This window comes from Novosphingopyxis iocasae (genome assembly GCF_014334095.1).
In the GTDB taxonomy this organism is placed as follows: domain Bacteria; phylum Pseudomonadota; class Alphaproteobacteria; order Sphingomonadales; family Sphingomonadaceae; genus Novosphingopyxis; species Novosphingopyxis iocasae.
In genome coordinates, this window is the sequence record NZ_CP060495.1 from 2,696,226 (window position 1) to 2,712,911 (window position 16,686).

The 16,686-nt window shown below is 63.4% G+C and carries 16 protein-coding genes; 4 read left to right on the forward strand and 12 right to left on the reverse strand.

Annotated elements, in window-relative coordinates; all coding sequences use genetic code 11:
* Positions 1 to 9: 9 nt before the first annotated feature.
* The 12 genes from H7X45_RS12890 to trbB form a co-directional block, all read right to left on the reverse strand.
* Positions 10 to 147 (reverse strand): benenodin family lasso peptide, encoded by a 138-nt coding sequence (locus H7X45_RS12890; protein WP_187335239.1) that lies wholly within the window; start codon positions 145 to 147, stop codon positions 10 to 12.
* 334 nt (positions 148 to 481) lie between these two features.
* Positions 482 to 718 (reverse strand): DUF2274 domain-containing protein, encoded by a 237-nt coding sequence (locus tag H7X45_RS12895; protein WP_187335240.1) that lies wholly within the window; start codon positions 716 to 718, stop codon positions 482 to 484.
* Positions 715 to 1,893, reverse strand: coding sequence for a TraB/TrbI/VirB10 family type IV secretion system protein (locus H7X45_RS12900; protein WP_187335241.1), 1,179 nt, complete (start codon positions 1,891 to 1,893; stop codon positions 715 to 717). The genes H7X45_RS12895 and H7X45_RS12900 overlap by 4 nt, the downstream gene beginning before the upstream one ends.
* Positions 1,890 to 2,879 carry a P-type conjugative transfer protein TrbG gene (trbG, locus tag H7X45_RS12905; protein WP_246449466.1) on the reverse strand — a complete coding sequence of 330 codons (990 nt, stop codon included), beginning with the start codon at positions 2,877 to 2,879 and terminating at the stop codon, positions 1,890 to 1,892. The genes H7X45_RS12900 and trbG overlap by 4 nt, the downstream gene beginning before the upstream one ends.
* Complete coding sequence (gene trbF, locus H7X45_RS12910) at positions 2,879 to 3,559, reverse strand: conjugal transfer protein TrbF (protein WP_187335242.1); 681 nt, start codon at positions 3,557 to 3,559, stop codon at positions 2,879 to 2,881. Before trbF ends, trbG begins: the two co-directional genes overlap by 1 nt.
* A gap of 6 nt (positions 3,560 to 3,565) precedes the next feature.
* On the reverse strand, positions 3,566 to 4,879 hold the full coding sequence (gene trbL, locus H7X45_RS12915; protein ID WP_187335243.1) for a P-type conjugative transfer protein TrbL: 1,314 nt from the start codon (positions 4,877 to 4,879) through the stop codon (positions 3,566 to 3,568).
* A 1-nt stretch (position 4,880) separates the two neighbouring features.
* Complete coding sequence (gene trbK-alt, locus H7X45_RS12920; RefSeq protein WP_187335244.1) at positions 4,881 to 5,207, reverse strand: putative entry exclusion protein TrbK-alt; 327 nt, start codon at positions 5,205 to 5,207, stop codon at positions 4,881 to 4,883.
* Positions 5,208 to 5,213: 6 nt separating this feature from the next.
* A complete protein-coding gene (trbJ, locus tag H7X45_RS12925; protein WP_187335245.1) occupies positions 5,214 to 5,960 on the reverse strand; it encodes a P-type conjugative transfer protein TrbJ in 747 nt (248 codons plus the stop codon).
* Complete coding sequence (gene trbE, locus H7X45_RS12930; protein WP_187335246.1) at positions 5,957 to 8,419, reverse strand: conjugal transfer protein TrbE; 2,463 nt, start codon at positions 8,417 to 8,419, stop codon at positions 5,957 to 5,959. Before trbE ends, trbJ begins: the two co-directional genes overlap by 4 nt.
* A gap of 3 nt (positions 8,420 to 8,422) precedes the next feature.
* A complete protein-coding gene (locus H7X45_RS12935) occupies positions 8,423 to 8,698 on the reverse strand; it encodes a VirB3 family type IV secretion system protein (protein ID WP_187335247.1) in 276 nt (91 codons plus the stop codon).
* The gene (locus tag H7X45_RS12940) at positions 8,698 to 9,021 is read right to left on the reverse strand and encodes a TrbC/VirB2 family type IV secretion system protein (protein WP_255356053.1); all 324 of its coding nucleotides are present in this window, start codon (positions 9,019 to 9,021) and stop codon (positions 8,698 to 8,700) included. The genes H7X45_RS12935 and H7X45_RS12940 overlap by 1 nt, the downstream gene beginning before the upstream one ends.
* A 5-nt stretch (positions 9,022 to 9,026) precedes the next feature.
* The gene (trbB, locus tag H7X45_RS12945) at positions 9,027 to 10,007 is read right to left on the reverse strand and encodes a P-type conjugative transfer ATPase TrbB (RefSeq protein ID WP_187335248.1); all 981 of its coding nucleotides are present in this window, start codon (positions 10,005 to 10,007) and stop codon (positions 9,027 to 9,029) included.
* A 242-nt stretch (positions 10,008 to 10,249) separates the two neighbouring features.
* On the opposite strand from trbB, the gene H7X45_RS12950 reads away from it, so the two are divergent.
* The 4 genes from H7X45_RS12950 (at position 10,250) to H7X45_RS12965 (ending at position 16,635) form a co-directional block, all read left to right on the forward strand.
* Positions 10,250 to 11,407 carry a cysteine desulfurase family protein gene (locus H7X45_RS12950; RefSeq protein WP_187335249.1) on the forward strand — a complete coding sequence of 386 codons (1,158 nt, stop codon included), beginning with the start codon at positions 10,250 to 10,252 and terminating at the stop codon, positions 11,405 to 11,407.
* Between the two features lie 70 nt (positions 11,408 to 11,477).
* On the forward strand, positions 11,478 to 12,434 hold the full coding sequence (locus tag H7X45_RS12955) for a DUF4007 family protein (protein ID WP_187335250.1): 957 nt from the start codon (positions 11,478 to 11,480) through the stop codon (positions 12,432 to 12,434).
* Positions 12,431 to 15,799: an ATP-binding protein gene (locus tag H7X45_RS12960; RefSeq protein WP_187335251.1), complete on the forward strand. Its 3,369-nt coding sequence runs from the start codon at positions 12,431 to 12,433 to the stop codon at positions 15,797 to 15,799. The genes H7X45_RS12955 and H7X45_RS12960 overlap by 4 nt, the downstream gene beginning before the upstream one ends.
* Complete coding sequence (locus H7X45_RS12965) at positions 15,796 to 16,635, forward strand: phosphoadenosine phosphosulfate reductase domain-containing protein (RefSeq protein ID WP_214645501.1); 840 nt, start codon at positions 15,796 to 15,798, stop codon at positions 16,633 to 16,635. Before H7X45_RS12960 ends, H7X45_RS12965 begins: the two co-directional genes overlap by 4 nt.
* Positions 16,636 to 16,686 lie beyond the last annotated feature (51 nt).

The following is a 16,686-nucleotide window of genomic DNA, read 5'->3' on the forward strand; positions in this document are numbered from 1 at the left end:
TCGCGAGGTTCAGTCGTCAGCCATGCCGGTGGCATAGGACAAACGACCGCCGCTCACATCGATGTCGAACAGGGCGTCGCCCTTGGTCTCCTCGGATGCGCTGCCGAGATCGATGATCTCGCTCTGGGTTGTGTCGAGTTCCTTCATTGGTCACTCCTCTGCTTTGATCGCGACTCCAATCGTCGCGGTCGAAAACATGAAGATCATGGCCAAAAGGGGCCAACTTATAATGGAATTATAAACAGATAGCTTGGTCCGCGAAGTGCGACCGGGTGATGGAAGCACCCGTTGGCAAGTGCATCGATGGTTTTAGCGAGTAGCTTGGACATGCGCATCGCCACCCGGTCGCGAGGAACCTGAATTCCCGATCCGACAGTAGAGCCGATCATGTACAGGAATACAGAGCAATTCTACCTATTGGCGCAATTCTTATCTAATAATGGCCGAGAGGAACCAGAAAAAGCCCGGGCATTGTCAGAACTTATCGGCTTGATGATGCGTGCGTTCTTCTGCGTGCCTTGGCGAAATCCCGGTCGCTTGCAACGAAGCGTTCGATCATCGGGGGGATCAGAAGTTCGGGCACGGGCGCATCCTCGCGTATCCCGCCATTGAGCACAGTCCCATATTCGACCAGCCGGCGATGGAGCCGCGCAGGGATTTCGATCGTTAGCTTTACGGGCTTGCCATCGGTGATGTCGGAGAGTTTGAGCCGGGTCATGCTCCAACCTCCAGCACGATATCGCGCGTCACCAGCACCCGCACGGGAAAGCCCGGGCGGATCGTCAGCGTCGGGCGGATATCGAGCTCGCGTGCAACGACCTGCTCGCCCGCGCGATTGATGCTGTCCTGACTGCCGCGGCGAACAGCGCGCAGCAGGTCATCATCTCCGCCTGCGCCGAGTTCGCCGCCAATCCCGAGCAAGGTGGAAACGAGCGCCGCCTTGACGACACCGCCCCAATGGTAATCGACGCCGTCTTCCAGTCCGGCATAGCCCGACGGATCGGCGACTGGCTGACGATCCAGCACAATCGAGCGACCATCAGGCAGGATGAGCCTGTTCCAGGCCAGCAGCACCCGGCGTTGCCCGAACCCGACATCGGAATCGTACTCACCGATCAGGCGCGCACCCTGCGGGATCAGAAGGTGCCGCCCGGTCAGGCTGTCATAGACATTCTCGGTCACCTGCGCGGTCACAAGGCCGGGCTGGTCTGAGCGGATGCCGGTGATCAGCGCTGCCGGAATGATCGACCCGGCCTGAAGCAGCGCGCCAGATGGCACCGCCTCAAGCCGCTGCACGGACGCTGTCCGCGTGTCGGCAGGCCGCTGGAGAAAACTTGCCCGCGCGGTCGAGACGGAAGGCTGAACTGGTGCTGCGGGTTGCGGCCCAGCACCCAAACCTGCCGGACCGGAACTGGCAGCTTGTGTCCCGCCGCCAAAAAACAGGCGGCTGCCGCGCGCCGCCTCGCGTTCCTGTTCCAGGCGTTCGCGCTCTATCTCTTCAGGGCTCGGCGCCGCCCGCTGGGGCGGGACCGGAGACGGCGCGCCGACAGGGGGCAGCGCGGCAATAGCACCGCGATCCTGCGCCTCGAGGATCGGTTGACCGAGATCGCCCGGCAGCGGAGGCCCTAACCTCGGAACCTGGGAATAGTCCGCCGGAGCTGCGGCAAGTCCGTCTGCCACAGCGATCCCGTCGGTGTTCACCAGCTCTTCGCCGCCGTCCTGCGAAGGCGGCTGCAGGGCATAGAGCAATATACCGCCAAGCACGGTCAGACCCGCGGCGCTGGCAATGCCGATCGCCTTGCGCGACAGCCTGACCACGCGCGGTCCTTCCCCGCGCAATTGAACGATACTTTCGGCATCGGGTGGCGGCTCGGTCTTGCTTTCCTCGTTCACGACCGGCCCCGCTTGCGGTTTTCAATCTTCACCCGGACCTGTCTGCGACCGGCACCCAAGCGCAGTTCGGCCTTGTGGAAGAGGCGGTCGACGATGAGATAGCGCCCGGAGACCCGGTAATTGACCAGCTCGGCTGCGCCACCGGCGCCCACCACGAAGAACGGCGGCATTTCACCCTGGACGACGTCGGGTGGAAACTCGACCAGGGTCCGTCGTCCGTCGTCGAAGACGCGAATGGGCCGCCAGTCGGGCTCATCACCCGAGATGCGGTAATCGAAATTGAGCGCCTCCAGAGTGAACCCCTCGGTGACCGGTGCGGCTCGTACCGCTCGCTCTTCTTCGCGGCGCAGCGCGATCAGTTCGTCTGCCGGATAGGACCAGCTGACCGAGGCCATATAGATGTTCGGGTTGGCGCGCAGTTCGATATGATAGGTGCGGCGGTCGGTATTGATGACCAGATTGGTGGCGATATCGGGCCGTGTCGGTTTGATGAGGATATGGACCCGCCGCGTCGCTCCCGAGCCGCTCAGCGTGTCGCCGATCATCCAGCGCACGGTATCACCCGCAGCGACCGGTCCGGGGCCAACCAGCGTTTCGCCTTCCTGCAAGGCGATGTCGGTTACTTGCCCGGGCTTTGCGTAGACCTGGAACAATGCACCTTCGCGATAGGCATAGCGCTGGATGGCATTGTCGAATCCTGCATTGTCCGGTTCGATCCTGGCGGCCTCATTCGCCGCTCCCACATGCCCCTCGGGGTCAGAGGCAGGGGAGCGGCGCGCGGCAGTGGGGGAGGCCTGCCGCAATGGGGAAGTTTCTTGGGCGGATGCCTGAAAAAGCCGGGATGCATCGGCGAAGTCGAAAGCGGCGAGCGCGCGCGATGCGGCCTGTGCCTGCGGCGCAGGCGTCGCTGCCGCCGGCGATCCGGCAAAGAGCAGAACGCCCGCTGCGAGCAGCGCCGGACGGGAAAATGCAAGTAGGTGGGTCATCAGCCAAGCTCCTTTGACCAGTTGATCGATGTGACGAAGATCCCGAGCGGATTGCTGGTGAGCGCGTCGGGTGTTCTGGGAGGCTGGACGGCAACGCCGAGAATGGCGGTCCAGCGAGTGGTTTCGGCGAGCGCGCCGTCGCGGTAGCGCCGCTCGACCCAGGCCACGCGGAAGCTGCGCGGCGAGGCGCGGATCACGCTGGTCATATCGACCGCCACCTGTTCGCGGCCGATTGCTGCGAACGGGTCGTTGGCCCGCGCATAATCGTTGAGCGCCAAGGCACCCTTGTCGCTGGCGAACTGGTAGGCTCTGAGCCAGTTCTCGCGCACCACAATAGGATCGTCGGGGATGGCGCGGACATGCTCAATAAAGCGGGCAAGGTGGAAGGCGATTTGCGGATCGGTCGGCTCGAAATCCGCGGCGGCGGGCGCGACGCTGCGCGCTTCGCCAAGCTTGTCGACCTCGACCACCCAGGGCACGATGGTGCCGCGCGCATTCTGCCACACGAGCCCGCCGGTCAGTACGGCCGACAGGCCGAGCGCGCCGAAAAAGGCATAACGCCAGCTCTTTGCCTGGACGCGGGCTGAGCCGATGCGCTCGTCCCAGACCTGCGCCGCGCGCTGGTAGGGCGTCTCTGCTTGAGGCGTCTTTGCGTACCGGATCGAAGGCCGTTTGAACATTGGAGGCTAATCCTTCTCTTTGGTGTCGATGGAAGCGCCTGCGCCGGAGCCGTCGCCGGCACGCACGGTGTGCGCGGCAAGCGAGGCCGAATGGCCAAGGCTCTGCCTGTGCTTCATGGACCGCGCCCAGGCTGGCGGGCCGTTTGTCTGTTCCGGATCCGGTGACGATGCACCGGAAGCGGGCAAGATGCGCCCACCCATATTCCCGACCGATGCACGCGCGCCCTCGCGGAAATTGCTCCTGGCGCTGTCTGCCGCCTTGCGCAGCGGAGACATGGCGGCACCGCCTGCTGCGCGGCCAACACCCGCCATTCCGCCCGCAACTGCGGCGCCGCCGCTCTTGCCCGCCGAACCGGTTGCATAGGCCATGGTCGCACCTCCGGCGGCGCGCGAGGTGCCTTGCGCGACGGAAGAGGCAGCACTGGCGACCGCGCCGCCAGCGAGCTTGGCACCGGCCACGCCGCCGACCGCAGCGCCGCCTGCCAGAAGCGCGGTGCCCGCGGCAGCGCCTGCACCGAGCTGCGGACCGCCCGCGACAATGCCATTGGCGATCCCCGGCCCGAAAATGCCCAGACCAAGCAGGGTGAGGCTGGCGAGCACGATGGCCAGCGCATCCTCGATGGTGGGCTCGCCGGGGATGGCGCCGGTGAACTCGGCGAAGAGCGTCGAGCCGATGCCGATGATGACGGCGAGAACGAGCACCTTGATCCCCGACGAGACCACATTGCCGAGCACGCGTTCGGCGAGGAAAGCGGTCTTGCCGAAGAGGCCAAAGGGAATGAGCACGAAACCCGCCAAGGTCGTCAGCTTGAACTCGATCAGGGTCACGAACAGCTGGATGGAGAGAATGAAGAAGGCGATGATGACAATCGCCCAGGCGACAAGCAGGATGATGATCTGCAGAAAATTCTCGAAGAAGCCGACATAGCCCATCAAATCGGCAATCGATTCAAGGAGCGGCCAGGCGGGATCGATGCCGACCTGCGCCACCCTTCCCGGCTGCAACAGATCGCCCGCGCCGAGCCCCGAGCCGCTCGCCTTGAGGCCCAGCCCGGCAAAACTGTTGAACACGATGTTGGCGAGCGCGCTCCAGTTGCCGATGATGTAGGCAAAGATCCCGACAAAGAGCGTCTTCTTGACGAGCCGGGCGATGATGTCGTCGTTCGCGCCCCAGCTCCAGAACAGAGCGGCTAGCGTTACATCGATCACGATCAGCGTGGTCGCGATGAACGCTACCTCGCCCGAAAGCAGCCCGAAGCCGCTGTCGATATATTGGGAGAAGATCGCCAGAAAGCGATCGACGACGCCGGTGCCACCCATGTCAGTCCTCCCCTCGCGCTTCGCTGGGCGGGGCCCCGGGCAGCGCCCGATCGCCGATTCCGGAATAAGCCTCGGGGTGATCGACGCCAAAGAAGCGGCGGCGCTTCTCGGCCCAGGCGGCGCGGCAATCGGGCGAGGACAGCGCCAGTTCGCCCATCTCCGCGGAGACGCGAAGCTGTGCCGGGAGCGGATCGCCATCGGGCACCCATACGCGCCGGTCGGCTTGCCGAACCGGCGCGGGCTCCTCGCGCAGCTGCACGATCGTCATCGCGATGGCGAGACCGACGAACACAGCGGCACCGATGCGCGCGAGGAGTTTGGTGTCCATCGCGGATCAGTCCGATCCGCCGGGCAGATAGCGCGGGCGAATAGCGAGAAACCGCCTCAGCTGTTCGCGCGCCTGTGCCTTGGCCGCCGCGCGTTCGGCCGCATCGAGCGCCTGCGCCCTGCCAGTAGCGGCGAGCGTGGCGGTCAGGTCGGCCAGCTGGCGGGCCTGCAATGCCAACAGCTGGTTGCCAGCCTGTGCTGCCTGCAGGGCACCCGTGGCGGACTGGCTCGCCGAAACGAGGCTGCCGAGCGCTTCGCGCGAACCGTCGATATTGGCAACTGTGCCCGCCTGGACCTTAAGAGCATCTTCGAAGGCCGCCACGCTGTTTTGCCAGCGCGCCTCGGCGCCGTCGACCATCGCCTGCTGCGAGGCACCGAGCGGAACGTTCTTGTAGTGCAGGTCGAAAGCGCCCTCGATGGTGCGGACATCGTAGGCGATGCGCTGGGCTTCGTTCAGCAGTCGCTGGGTCTGCTGGATCTGATCCTGCAAAGGCTGCACGAGCGTGAGCGGCAGGCTTTCGAGGTTTCTCGCTTCGTTGATGAGCGAGTCCGCCTGGTTCTGGAGCATGCGGATCTGGTTGTTGATCTGCTCGAGCGTGCGCGCGGCGGTCAGCACGTTCTGCGCGTAATTGGACGGATCATAGACGATCCCGCCGAACTGGGCGTGTGCGGGCGATGATACCAAGGCGCTCGTACTCGCCATGGCGAGCGCGGTGCCCATGGCGATGCTGCGGACAATTCTTAGACGGGTCATTTCAGGTCTCCTTCTGGGGGGCTTGGTGGGTCGGAAGAGTGCGCATTGTTGCCGAGCAATTCGGCGGCCCAGTCGAGGCCGCGATGCCGCAGCCAGTGCGCGGCAAAGCCGCTCCGGCCTTGCTCTTCGACGATGCGGGAAATGGTGAGCTGGTCGCTCTTGGAAGATGCGGCGGTAAAGGCGAGCGCCACTTCGCCAAGGCCCAGTTCGAACAGGCGATTACCGCGAGAGGACTGACAATAATAGTCGCGCTTGGCCGTTGCCCGGCTGAGGATTTCAATCTGGCGGTCGTTCAGTCCGAAGCGGCGATAGATACCCAAAATCTGGGGTTCGACTGCCCGGTCATTGGGCAGGAAGATGCGCGTCGGGCAGCTTTCGATAATCGCGGGCGCGATCGCCGAGGTCTCGATATCTGCAAGGCTTTGAGTGGCGAAAACGACGCTCGCATTCTTTTTGCGCAGGGTCTTGAGCCATTGGCGCAATTGCGCGGCGAAGGCCGGACTGTCGAGCACCAGCCAGCCTTCATCGATGATGATGAGCGTCGGCGAGCCGTCGAGGCGGCCTTCGATACTGTGAAACAGATAGGACAGCACGGCAGGCGCAGCCGCCGATCCGGTCAGCCCTTCGGTCTCGAACGCCTGGAAACTCGCTTCGCCCAGCCGTTCGCTCTCGGCATCGAGGAGCCGTCCGAACGGCCCGCCGACGCAGTAGGGGGCAAGCGCCTGCTTCAATGCCTGCGATTGCAAAAGGACAGCAAGCCCGGTGAGCGTGCGCTCAGCGACCGGGGCGCTCGCCAGCGAGCTCAGCGCCGACCACAGATGATCCTTGGTCTCCGGATCGACTGTGACGCCCTCCGCAGCGAGGATCGCCTGGAGCCATTCTGAGGCCCAGTTCCGCTGTGCCGGCTCATCGATCCGCGCCAGCGGTTGCAGCAGGACCGCCTCGTCGCTGTCCTCGGAAAGACTCGATCCCAGATCCTGCCAATCGCCGCCGCAAGCGAGCGCGGCCGTACGGATCGAGCCGCCGAAATCGAAAGCGAAAATCTGCGACCCGGCATAGCGGCGAAACTGCATCGCCATCGTGGCCAGCAACACCGATTTGCCCGCCCCGGTCGGGCCGACGACCAGGCTATGTCCGACATCGCCGACATGAAGCGAAAACCGGAACGGGGTCGAACCTTCGGTCTTTGCGTAAAACAGCGGCGCCGCGTCGAAATGCGCGTCGCGTTCGGGTCCGGCCCACACCGCTGAAAGCGGCAACATATGCGCGAGGTTCAGGGTTGAGACCGGAGGCTGGCGAACATTGGCATAGACATGGCCGGGCAGCGATCCGAGCCAGGCCTCGATCGCGTTCATGCCTTCGGTCACGCAGGAAAAGTCGCGCCCCTGGATGACCTTCTCTACAAGCCGCAGTTTCTCGGCGGCAAGCGCCGGATCCTCGTCCCACACCGTAACGGTCGCGGTGACCAGCGCGAGCCCGACATGGTCGGCGCCCAGCTCCTGTAGCGCGGCATCGGCATCCTCGGCCTTGTTGGCCGCATCGCTATCGACCAGCACCGAGGCCTCGTTGGTCATCACTTCCTTGAGGATCGCGGCGACCGATTTGCGCTTGGCGAACCACTGGCGGCGGATTTTCGAGAGCAGCTTCGTCGCGTCAGATTTGTCGAGCATGATCGCGCGCGTCGACCAGCGATAGGCAAAGCCTTGCGCATTGAGTTCATCGAGCAGGCCGGGGAAGGTCGCGCTGGGAAAGCCGATCACGGTCAGCGTCCGCAGATGGGCCGCACCCAGGCGCGGTTCGAGACCGCCGGTCAGCGGCTCGTCGGCAAGCAGCGCATCGAGATGCATCGGGGTTTCGGGAACGCGTACATCGTGCATCCGCGTCGAGATGCAGCTGTGAAGATAGCTCAGGGTCTCGCCATCATCGAGCCATTGGACCTCGGGAAAGAACCCTTCGAACAGGCGCAGCAGCCGGTCGGTCCGATCGGCGAAGCCCTCGAGAAGCTCGCGCGGATCCACGCCTTTCTCGGCCTTTCCTTCGTAGAGCCAGCTTTCAGCCCGCGCGGCATCCTCGGCAGGCGGCATCCATAGGAAGGTCAGAAAATAGCGGCTCTCGAAATGCGCGCTCTCCTCTGCGAACTGCGCGGCGCGCTCTCGTTCGACCAGTGCCGAGGCCGGATCGGGAAATGCGCAGACGGGATAATCCAGTGCCGGACGGCGCACGGCCTCGACGAAGATCGACCAGCCCGAACCGAGCCGGCGCAGCGCACTGTTCAGGCGCGCCGTCGTTGCAACCAGTTCGGCAGGGGTCGCGCTGTCGAGATCCGGCCCGCGAAAGCGAGACGTGCGCTGGAAGCTGCCGTCCTTGTTGAGCACGACGCCGGGGGAGACGAGCGCCGCCCATGGCAGGAAGTCCGCAAGCCGGTCGGCCTTGTTCCGATATTCGCGCAAGCTCAGCATGGCTCAGACCTGCAGATGCGCGGGGAACCGCGGATGCCGCCGCGCGACATCGACGAATTGCGGATCGTGCCGGGCGGCCCAGACCGCGACCATGTGGCCGAGCGCGAAAAACGCGACGCCTGCGATCCACAGCTGCAGACCCAGTCCGATCGCACCCGCCAGCGTCGCGTTGGCGATGGCAAGTCCGCGCGGCGCACCGCCGAGCAGGATATGCTCGGTCAGCGCCCGGTGGACAGGGACGGCAAAGCCGTTCGGCAGAGAAGATTGACCGCTATCCATCACACCAGCGCTCCGCCGCCGAAGGAGAAGAACGAAAGGAAGAAGGAGGACGCGGCAAAGGCGATCGAAAGCCCGAAGACGATCTGGATCAGGCGCCGGAAACCTCCCGAGGTATCCCCGAAAGCAAGTGCCAGCCCGGTGGCGATGATGATGATCACCGCGACGATCTTAGCGACCGGGCCCTGGATGGATTCCAGGATGGCCTGGAGCGGCGCTTCCCACGGCATCGACGAGCCGGCGGCATGGGCGGGCGCCGCAAATGCCAGCGCAATGACGCTGCCAACGATCAAAGCGGACAGGCGCGGGTGCGCTCGCGACAAGATATGGGTCACGAATGGTCTCCTGTTGTGGATGGAAGGGGTGCGAGGACGTATTCGCCCGCGGCATCGAGTCCGCGCACCTCGGCGAGTTCGGCAAGGCGCCGCCCGGTGCCGTCGCGCACGAGCACGGCGATGATATCGATGGTTTCGGCGATCAGCGCGCGCGGCACGGTGACCACGCTTTCCTGGATCAGCTGTTCAAGCCGCCGCAGCGTGCCAAGCGCCGAGCCGGCGTGGAGCGTGCCGACCCCGCCTGGATGACCGGTGCCCCAGGCTTTCAGCAGATCGAGCGCCTCGGCACCGCGCACCTCGCCGATGGGAATGCGGTCGGGCCGCAGGCGCAGCGCCGACCGGACAAGATCGGACAAGGTGGCAACGCCGTCCTTGGTCCGCAGCGACACCAGATTGGGCGCTGCACATTGCAGCTCCAGCGTATCCTCGATGAGGACGACACGGTCGGACGTGGCTGCGACCTCGGCGAGCAACGCATTGGTGAGCGTCGTTTTGCCGGTCGAGGTGCCGCCAACCACCAGAATGTTCTTCTTCGCAGCGACTGCACCGGCAAGCGCTGTGGCCTGCCATTTGCTCATGATCCCGGTCGTCACGTAATCGGCCAGCGAGAACACCGCGATGGCTGGTTTGCGAATGGCAAAGCTGGGAGCGGCAACCACCGGGGGCAGCAGACCTTCGAAGCGCTCGCCGCCTTCCGGCAGTTCGGCGGACACACGCGGTGCGCTAGCATGCACCTCGGCGCCGACATGATGGGCGACCAGCCGGATGATGCGCTCACCATCGGCCGCGCTCATCAGACATTCGCTTGCCGCGAGACCCTCGCCCAACCGGTCGACCCAGAGACGCCCGTCGGGGTTGAGCATGACTTCGATGACATCGGGCTCGTCGAGCCAGCGAGCGATGTCGCCGCCAAGCGCAGTGCGCAGCATGCGCGCGCCGCGCGATGAGACTTCGGATCGAAGGGGGATGACGCTCATGGACTGCCTCGGATGCGGCAACCGACCATCGGCTGCGTTCGCGAGGCAGATCAAAAAGACATTACTTTGCCCTCAGGCAATAGCGATCTGCAGTGAGGGTAGAAGGGCGAAGAATAAGAAAGAAAGGAAAGGGCCAAATCGGAAGGTCGTCGCCATTCAGGCTCGAACGCCGCGCGATCGTGGTTGCTTTGCATGGCCAGGTTTGGTCTTATCGGTGCACCGATTTCAATGAAGGTTGTTCCTTGCGCAGACCCGACCCCGCCTATCTCGATTTCATGGCCTCAACTCCGGTCGATCCCTCGGTCATCGATGCGATGACGGACGCGATGAGCCATGACTGGGGCAATCCGCATTCGGATCATGCGCATGGCCTGCAAGCCTCGAAAATTGTCGAACGATCGCGCGAAGCGCTTGCGGCGCTGCTCGGTGCCGGGGAGGACGAAATCCTCTTCACCAGCGGAGCAACCGAGGCGAACAACCTCGCCATCAAAGGTGTTATGAGCTCAGCCGAACGACGCGGAAACCATCTGGTGGTGTCGTCGATCGAGCACAAATGCGTGCTGGAAGCCGCCCGTTCGCTCGTCAAAAGCGGGATCGAGGTCACCGAGGTCAGACCAGGGTCAAATGGCCGCGTTCGCGCAGAAGCCATCGCGCAGGCCCTGAGGCCCGACACGGCGCTCGTATCGGTCATGCACGCCAACAACGAAACCGGCGTCATTCAACCCGTGCGCGAGATTGCCGAAATCTGTCATCGCCAAGGTGTCCTGTTTCACACAGACGCGGCGCAGACCGTTGGAAAGATCGATGTCGACTTCAACCATACCAGTGCCGATCTGCTGAGTTTCTCCGGTCACAAGTTCTACGGTCCAAAAGGCATCGGCGGCCTTGTCGTGTCGCGCGCCGCGCGGTTACGGCTCGTTCCGCAGCTTGATGGCGGTGGACAGCAGCCTCTCGGACGCAGCGGTACAGTGCCGGTTCCGCTTTGCGCCGGGCTTGCAGCGGCGGCGCGGCTTTACGAGCGCCACGGCCAGTCGGCACGCACACATATTCAATCATTACAAAGACTTTTCGAAGATCGAGTCACCAGGAAGGGATGCCCTTTTACTATCAATCCGCATGCCGAGCGCATCCCGGGTTGCACAAGCCTCAGGGCCGAGGGAGTGAATGCGGAAGACATCCTCTTGCATGCCCGCGGCGAACTATCAGCATCGACAGACTCAGCCTGCAACTCAGGCAGCATCGAGCCGTCTTACGTCCTGTTGGCGCAAGGGCTTTCCTTTGACGAGGCTTCGTCGTCCGTTCGCATCGGGATTGGCCGAACCACTTCCGAGGCGGACATTGACCGTGCCGTCACTGCGCTCTTGGCTGCGTACGAGAAAGCCTACCGCGCCGCTGCCTGAAGCCTAAAACTTCGTACAAGAGGCGCGGGCAGGGTTGCCAACTGGGGGAAATCCCCAGTAGGAACAAATCATGCTCAGAGGACCCCTTGGACAGCCCGACGTCAAGACGCGCTTCGCGGGACATGAAACCTTCCCGCTGAGGCGGCTGTGGCTGCGCAAGGCTTACGATGCCGTCTGCGAGGATTCGGAAGCTCCGGCCCCCAATACCTTCGACAAGGACGAAGGGATCATCCGGTTCGGGGTCGGCAAGAATATGGTTGCGGCGATCAAGCATTGGGCGCTCGCGTGCCGAATCATTGAAGAAGACCCGGAGAGGGGTGTCGGTGCCTTGAAGGCAACGCCCTTCGGAGATCTCATCTTTGACCGCGATTCAGGTCTCGATCCGTTCATGGAAAGCCTCGCGACCACATGGCTGCTCCATTGGCAGATCGCCAGCAATTTCGAGCGCGCCACGACGTGGTATTATGCGTTCAACCATCTGAATGCACACGGGTTCGACCGCGACGGCATTGCCGAGCCGATCCGGCTGCTGTGTGCCCAACTCGACCGGTCGCGGGCCTCCTCCACAACGATCAAGCGCGACGTGGAATGCTTTGTCAGATCCTATGTCGCCAAGGTCGGCGCGGGCGCGGTTGACGATCAGGTGGAAACCGTACTTGGCGAACTTGGCCTTATGCGCGAAGTGTCATCGCGATCGTTCGCTTTCCGCCATGGGCCCAAGCCCGGCTTGCCCGACGGTATCTTCCTTTTTGCGCTTGCAGATTTCTGGGCGAGGCGTGCGCCCGAGCAAGCAACGCTCGCCATCGATACGCTGGTATACGAGCCCGGATCGCCGGGGCGGATCTTCAAGCTAGACGAGGATGCGCTGATCGACCGGCTTGTCGATATCGAAAGGGTCGCCAAGGGCGCCTTTCTGTGGACCGACAGCGCAGGTGTGCGCGCGATTGCCAGGCGGGGAGAAGGCCTGCCTGATCCGGCCTCCTTCATCGCCAGCGCCTATCCGCACACCAAGGCGCTCGCGGCATGACGCAGGCCTATCTCTCAGACCATGTTTCGGTCGCCCCGCGCTACCAAAGATCGATCAGGATCGATGCCGATTTTGGCCAGGCCGATCCCCTCTCCGGCTATGTACTTCAAGGATCGGCGCGCGATGCGTTGACCACCACGCTCCGCCTCGCGACAAACGGCCAGGGCGCGTTCACCTGGACGGGCCCTTACGGCGGCGGCAAGTCGAGCCTCGCGCTTGCGCTTGCCTCCTACTCGCTCGGGCGCGGGCCCGCCTACAGGGAAGCGAAGCAACTGCTTGGCGATGTGCCCGAAGTGGCCGACGTTTTCGGGCGTGCGCCCAAAGACTGGCTCTGCGTGCCGGTGAGCGGTCGGCGGGGCAACCCGGTGGCGGACCTGCGCGAAGCGGTCGCATCAGCAATCGCTGGCGAGCCGGGCCACGCGCGGACCAAGCGGTCCAGGATGGAAGCCGCTGACGGGCGCGATATCGTCGAGCGGCTGCAACGCGAGGTTGAAGCGCGTCCCAAGGGCGGGGTTCTCGTCGTTGTCGACGAACTGGGCAAATATCTGGAAGGTGCTGCCGATCACGCCGTCGACATCCATTTCTTCCAGGATCTCGCAGAGGCGGCCAATCGCAGCGAGGGAAGACTTATCGTTGTGGGCGTGCTGCACCAGGCTTTCGAGCGCTATGCGGATCGCCTCGGGCAAAGCGTCCAGGACGAATGGCGCAAGGTTCAGGGCCGCTTTGCGGATGTCCCGATCATTACGGCGGTCGACGAGGTCATCGAATTGGTCGGTCGTGCCGTCACGACAGAGCGTTCGCACCCTCAGTCGCATCAAATTGCCGCTATTGTTGCCAGCGAGATTGCCGAACGGCGACCAGGTGTGCCCAAGGATCTTGCGGAAAGGCTCGACGATTGCTGGCCTCTCAACCCTGCGGCGGCAGCGCTGCTCGGGCCGATCACCCGGCGGCGCTTCAGCCAGAACGAACGCAGCCTGTTCGGTTTTCTTGCCTCGGCGGAACCCAGCGGCTTCACCGAATTCCTTCCGCGCACGACACTCGCCTCGGGAAGAACCTTCGGACCGGCAGAACTTTGGGATTATCTGCAGGTCAATCTGGAGCCTGCGATCATGGCTTCGCCCGACGGCCATCGATGGGCACAGGCCGCAGAGGCGATAGCGAGGGCGGGCCGCGACGGCACCCACCTGCGCTTGCAGATCGCGAAGACCGTGGCGGTCATCGATCTGTTCAGCAATGGATCGGGTCTGGCAGCCTCATCCCGGACGATTGCGGCAAGCCTCGGTCATTCCGATGCGGACGTCGAAGAGCAGCTTGCCGATCTCGTGAAGATTTCGGCGCTGGTCTACCGTCGCCATCTCGGCGCCTATGCAATCTATGCCGGCAGCGATTTCGACATTGAGGGCGAAATCGAGGCCCGCATCGCCGAACGCGGGCGGCTCGAGATAGCGTCTCTGAACGATCTCGCCTCGCTGCAGCCGATTCTGGCCAAGCGGCATTACGCCGAATATGGCACGCCGCGCTGGTTCGACGCACAAATCGGCGAACTGGCGCCGCAAGGGCTTGGTCCGAAAGACGTTCGGGTTAGCGCCGGGGCTGCTGGCAAGTTCCTGCTGCTTCTGCCTGGGATCGACGTCGATCCCGGCCAAGCGGAGGCGAGTCTGATCGAAGTCTCGCGCACGGAGCATCGGCACGGTCTGCCCGTAATTGTTGGTCTTGCATCGAACAGTGCGGACATTCGCAAAACAGCGATCGAGCTCGAAGCCGCGCGAGACGTGCGCAACGAAAGCCCCGAACTGGCCGGAGATGCAGCCGCCAGGCGCGAGATCGATGCCCGCATTGCCCATTTGTCCGCGCAGCTGGAAGGTCTCCTGAGAGAGGGTTTCGAGCGCGCGCACTGGTTCGACACTGGTAAGCCGCTCGATTTGCAGTCGCTTTCCTATGGCCTGTCGCAAGCAGCAAGCGATATCGCCCGGCGGACTTTCCGGCAGGCTCCGATCGTGCATTCCGAACTCATCAATCGTCGGCGGCCTTCGAGCAATTCCAATGCGGCGTTGCGAGCCTTGTTGCATGCTATTGTAGTGGGCCGCGGCGAGCAGCACTTCGGGATCAAGGGCTATCCGGCCGAGAAGGGCCTAGCGGTTACCGTTCTGGAACGCGCGCGTCTCTATGTCCGGCAAGGCGAGCGGTGGGACTTCGTTCCGCCCGGCGAAACCAGCACGTTCGCCCCTCTCTGGTCGCTAACCGATGGCCTGCTCGAAGCCGGCGAGCAGGTTGGTGTTGCCGACATCTACCGGGCTTGGGGCGAGCCGCCTTACGGCGTGCAGCAAGGCGTGATGCCCCTATTGCTCGTGACCTATCTTTTCTCGCGCCGTCACAGCACTGCGATCTATGCGAAAGAGGCCTTCCAGCCGGCAATATCCGATCTGGTCATGGATCTTCTGCTGCAGGACCCCGACCATATTGCGCTGAGATCGGTTCCGACCGATGCCGCGAATGCGGTCGCGCTGAAGGAGTTTGCAGCCGTCGCGAGCGAATTCGTCGAAGAGGCGCCGTCGGAGGAGCCGCTCGAGATAGCACAGGCGCTCGTGCAGTTTGCGTACAGCCTTCCCAACTGGTCGCGCAAGGCGCAAGCCACGCTCTCCAAGCAAGCAATCGATGTGCGTCGCTTGTTGCTAGATGCGGACGATCCCTACCAGCTCCTCTTCGTCGACATCCCCGAAGCGCTCGAGGCTTCAGGCGAAGGCACCGCACCTGCGCTGCGCACGGTCCTGAGCGAACTCGATCACGCTTACCCAGACATGATCGAGGATCTGAAAACCCGGATGCTGGAGGGCCTGAAACACCGCGATGCAGGAAATCTCTCCGAGTTGGTGGAACGAGCCAAGCGAATAGCGGGTCACGGGGGAGACGACCTCAAGCTTCGAGGCTTCATCACGAGGCTGGCCGAGTTCGATGGGTCGACGGAAAGCATGGCGGAAATTTGCGGTCTCGTGATGGGTAAGCCGGTGACGACGTGGCACGATCTCGAGCCGAGTCGGGCGGCGATGCAGCTGTCGGAATACGCCTACCGGTTCCGCCGCGTGGAACTGTTCGGCGACAGCGACCAGCAACCGACCCAGACCGCGGTGATGGTGATGGCGGGTGTCGGGTCGACCGAACGAAGCGTCGTCCGCAGAGCACAGATTGCAACCGAGGCGCAGAAGCGCCTCGGGCCACTCCTCGACGAGATTGGCAAGACGCTCGACACCGCCCGGCTCGAGCCCGATATGGTGCTCGCTGTGATTGCGGAGCTCGCACAGCGTCATATCGAGGATGACGGCGAGCGCGATGTCACTGTGCCCATTAGCGCGGAGAAGGAAGCGTGACCGGCGAGGCGATGCATGTCCTGGGTCTGTCCGGCGGACGAGACAGCGCTGCCCTCGCGGTCTGGATGCGCGATCACCGTCCGGACATCGATGTGCGGTATTTCTTCACCGACACCGGCAAGGAGCTGCCCGAGGTGTACGATTATCTCGGCCGCCTTGAGGGCTTCCTTGGCAAGACCATTGAAATGCTCAATCCTGGTCGGGATTTCGATTTTTGGCTAGCCGAATACGGCCACTTCCTGCCTTCCCCGCGGACACGCTGGTGCACCCGGCAGTTGAAAATTCAGCCATTCCAGAAGTGGCTCAAACCGCATCTCGACGCAGGCGTGGAGGTGCATTCCTATGTCGCGATCCGCGCCGACGAACCGAGCCGTTCGGGGATGATCGCAACCCACCCCAACATGCACGTCCATTTCCCATTGAGGGAGGCCGGTCTCGACAAGGCATCGGTCATCGGCCTGCTGGAAAACTCCGGACTCGGCCTGCCGGACTATTACCGCTGGCGCTCTCGCAGCGGTTGCACATTCTGCTTTTACCAGCAGAAGATCGAATGGGTGCGGCTGATGCGCGAGCACCCGGACGCCTTCGAGGAAGCCAAGCGTTACGAGAAATCAGCCATCGAGCACGGTTCGCCGTTCACCTGGACCCAGAACGAAAGTCTCGAAGAACTGGCGCGGCCGGAGCGGGTTGCCGAGATCGAGCGCAATCATGAAGAGCGCAAGGCACAGGCGCTCGCTCGCAGAATGCCAAATCCGCTGAGAGCACGGATCACCGATAGGACGTTGGAACAGATGCTTGCGGACGAGGACAGCGGCTGTCTCGTCTGTCACAAATGACGAAGCCTACAAATATCGAGGCTCAAGTTTGCAATCTATGATGTCGACAAA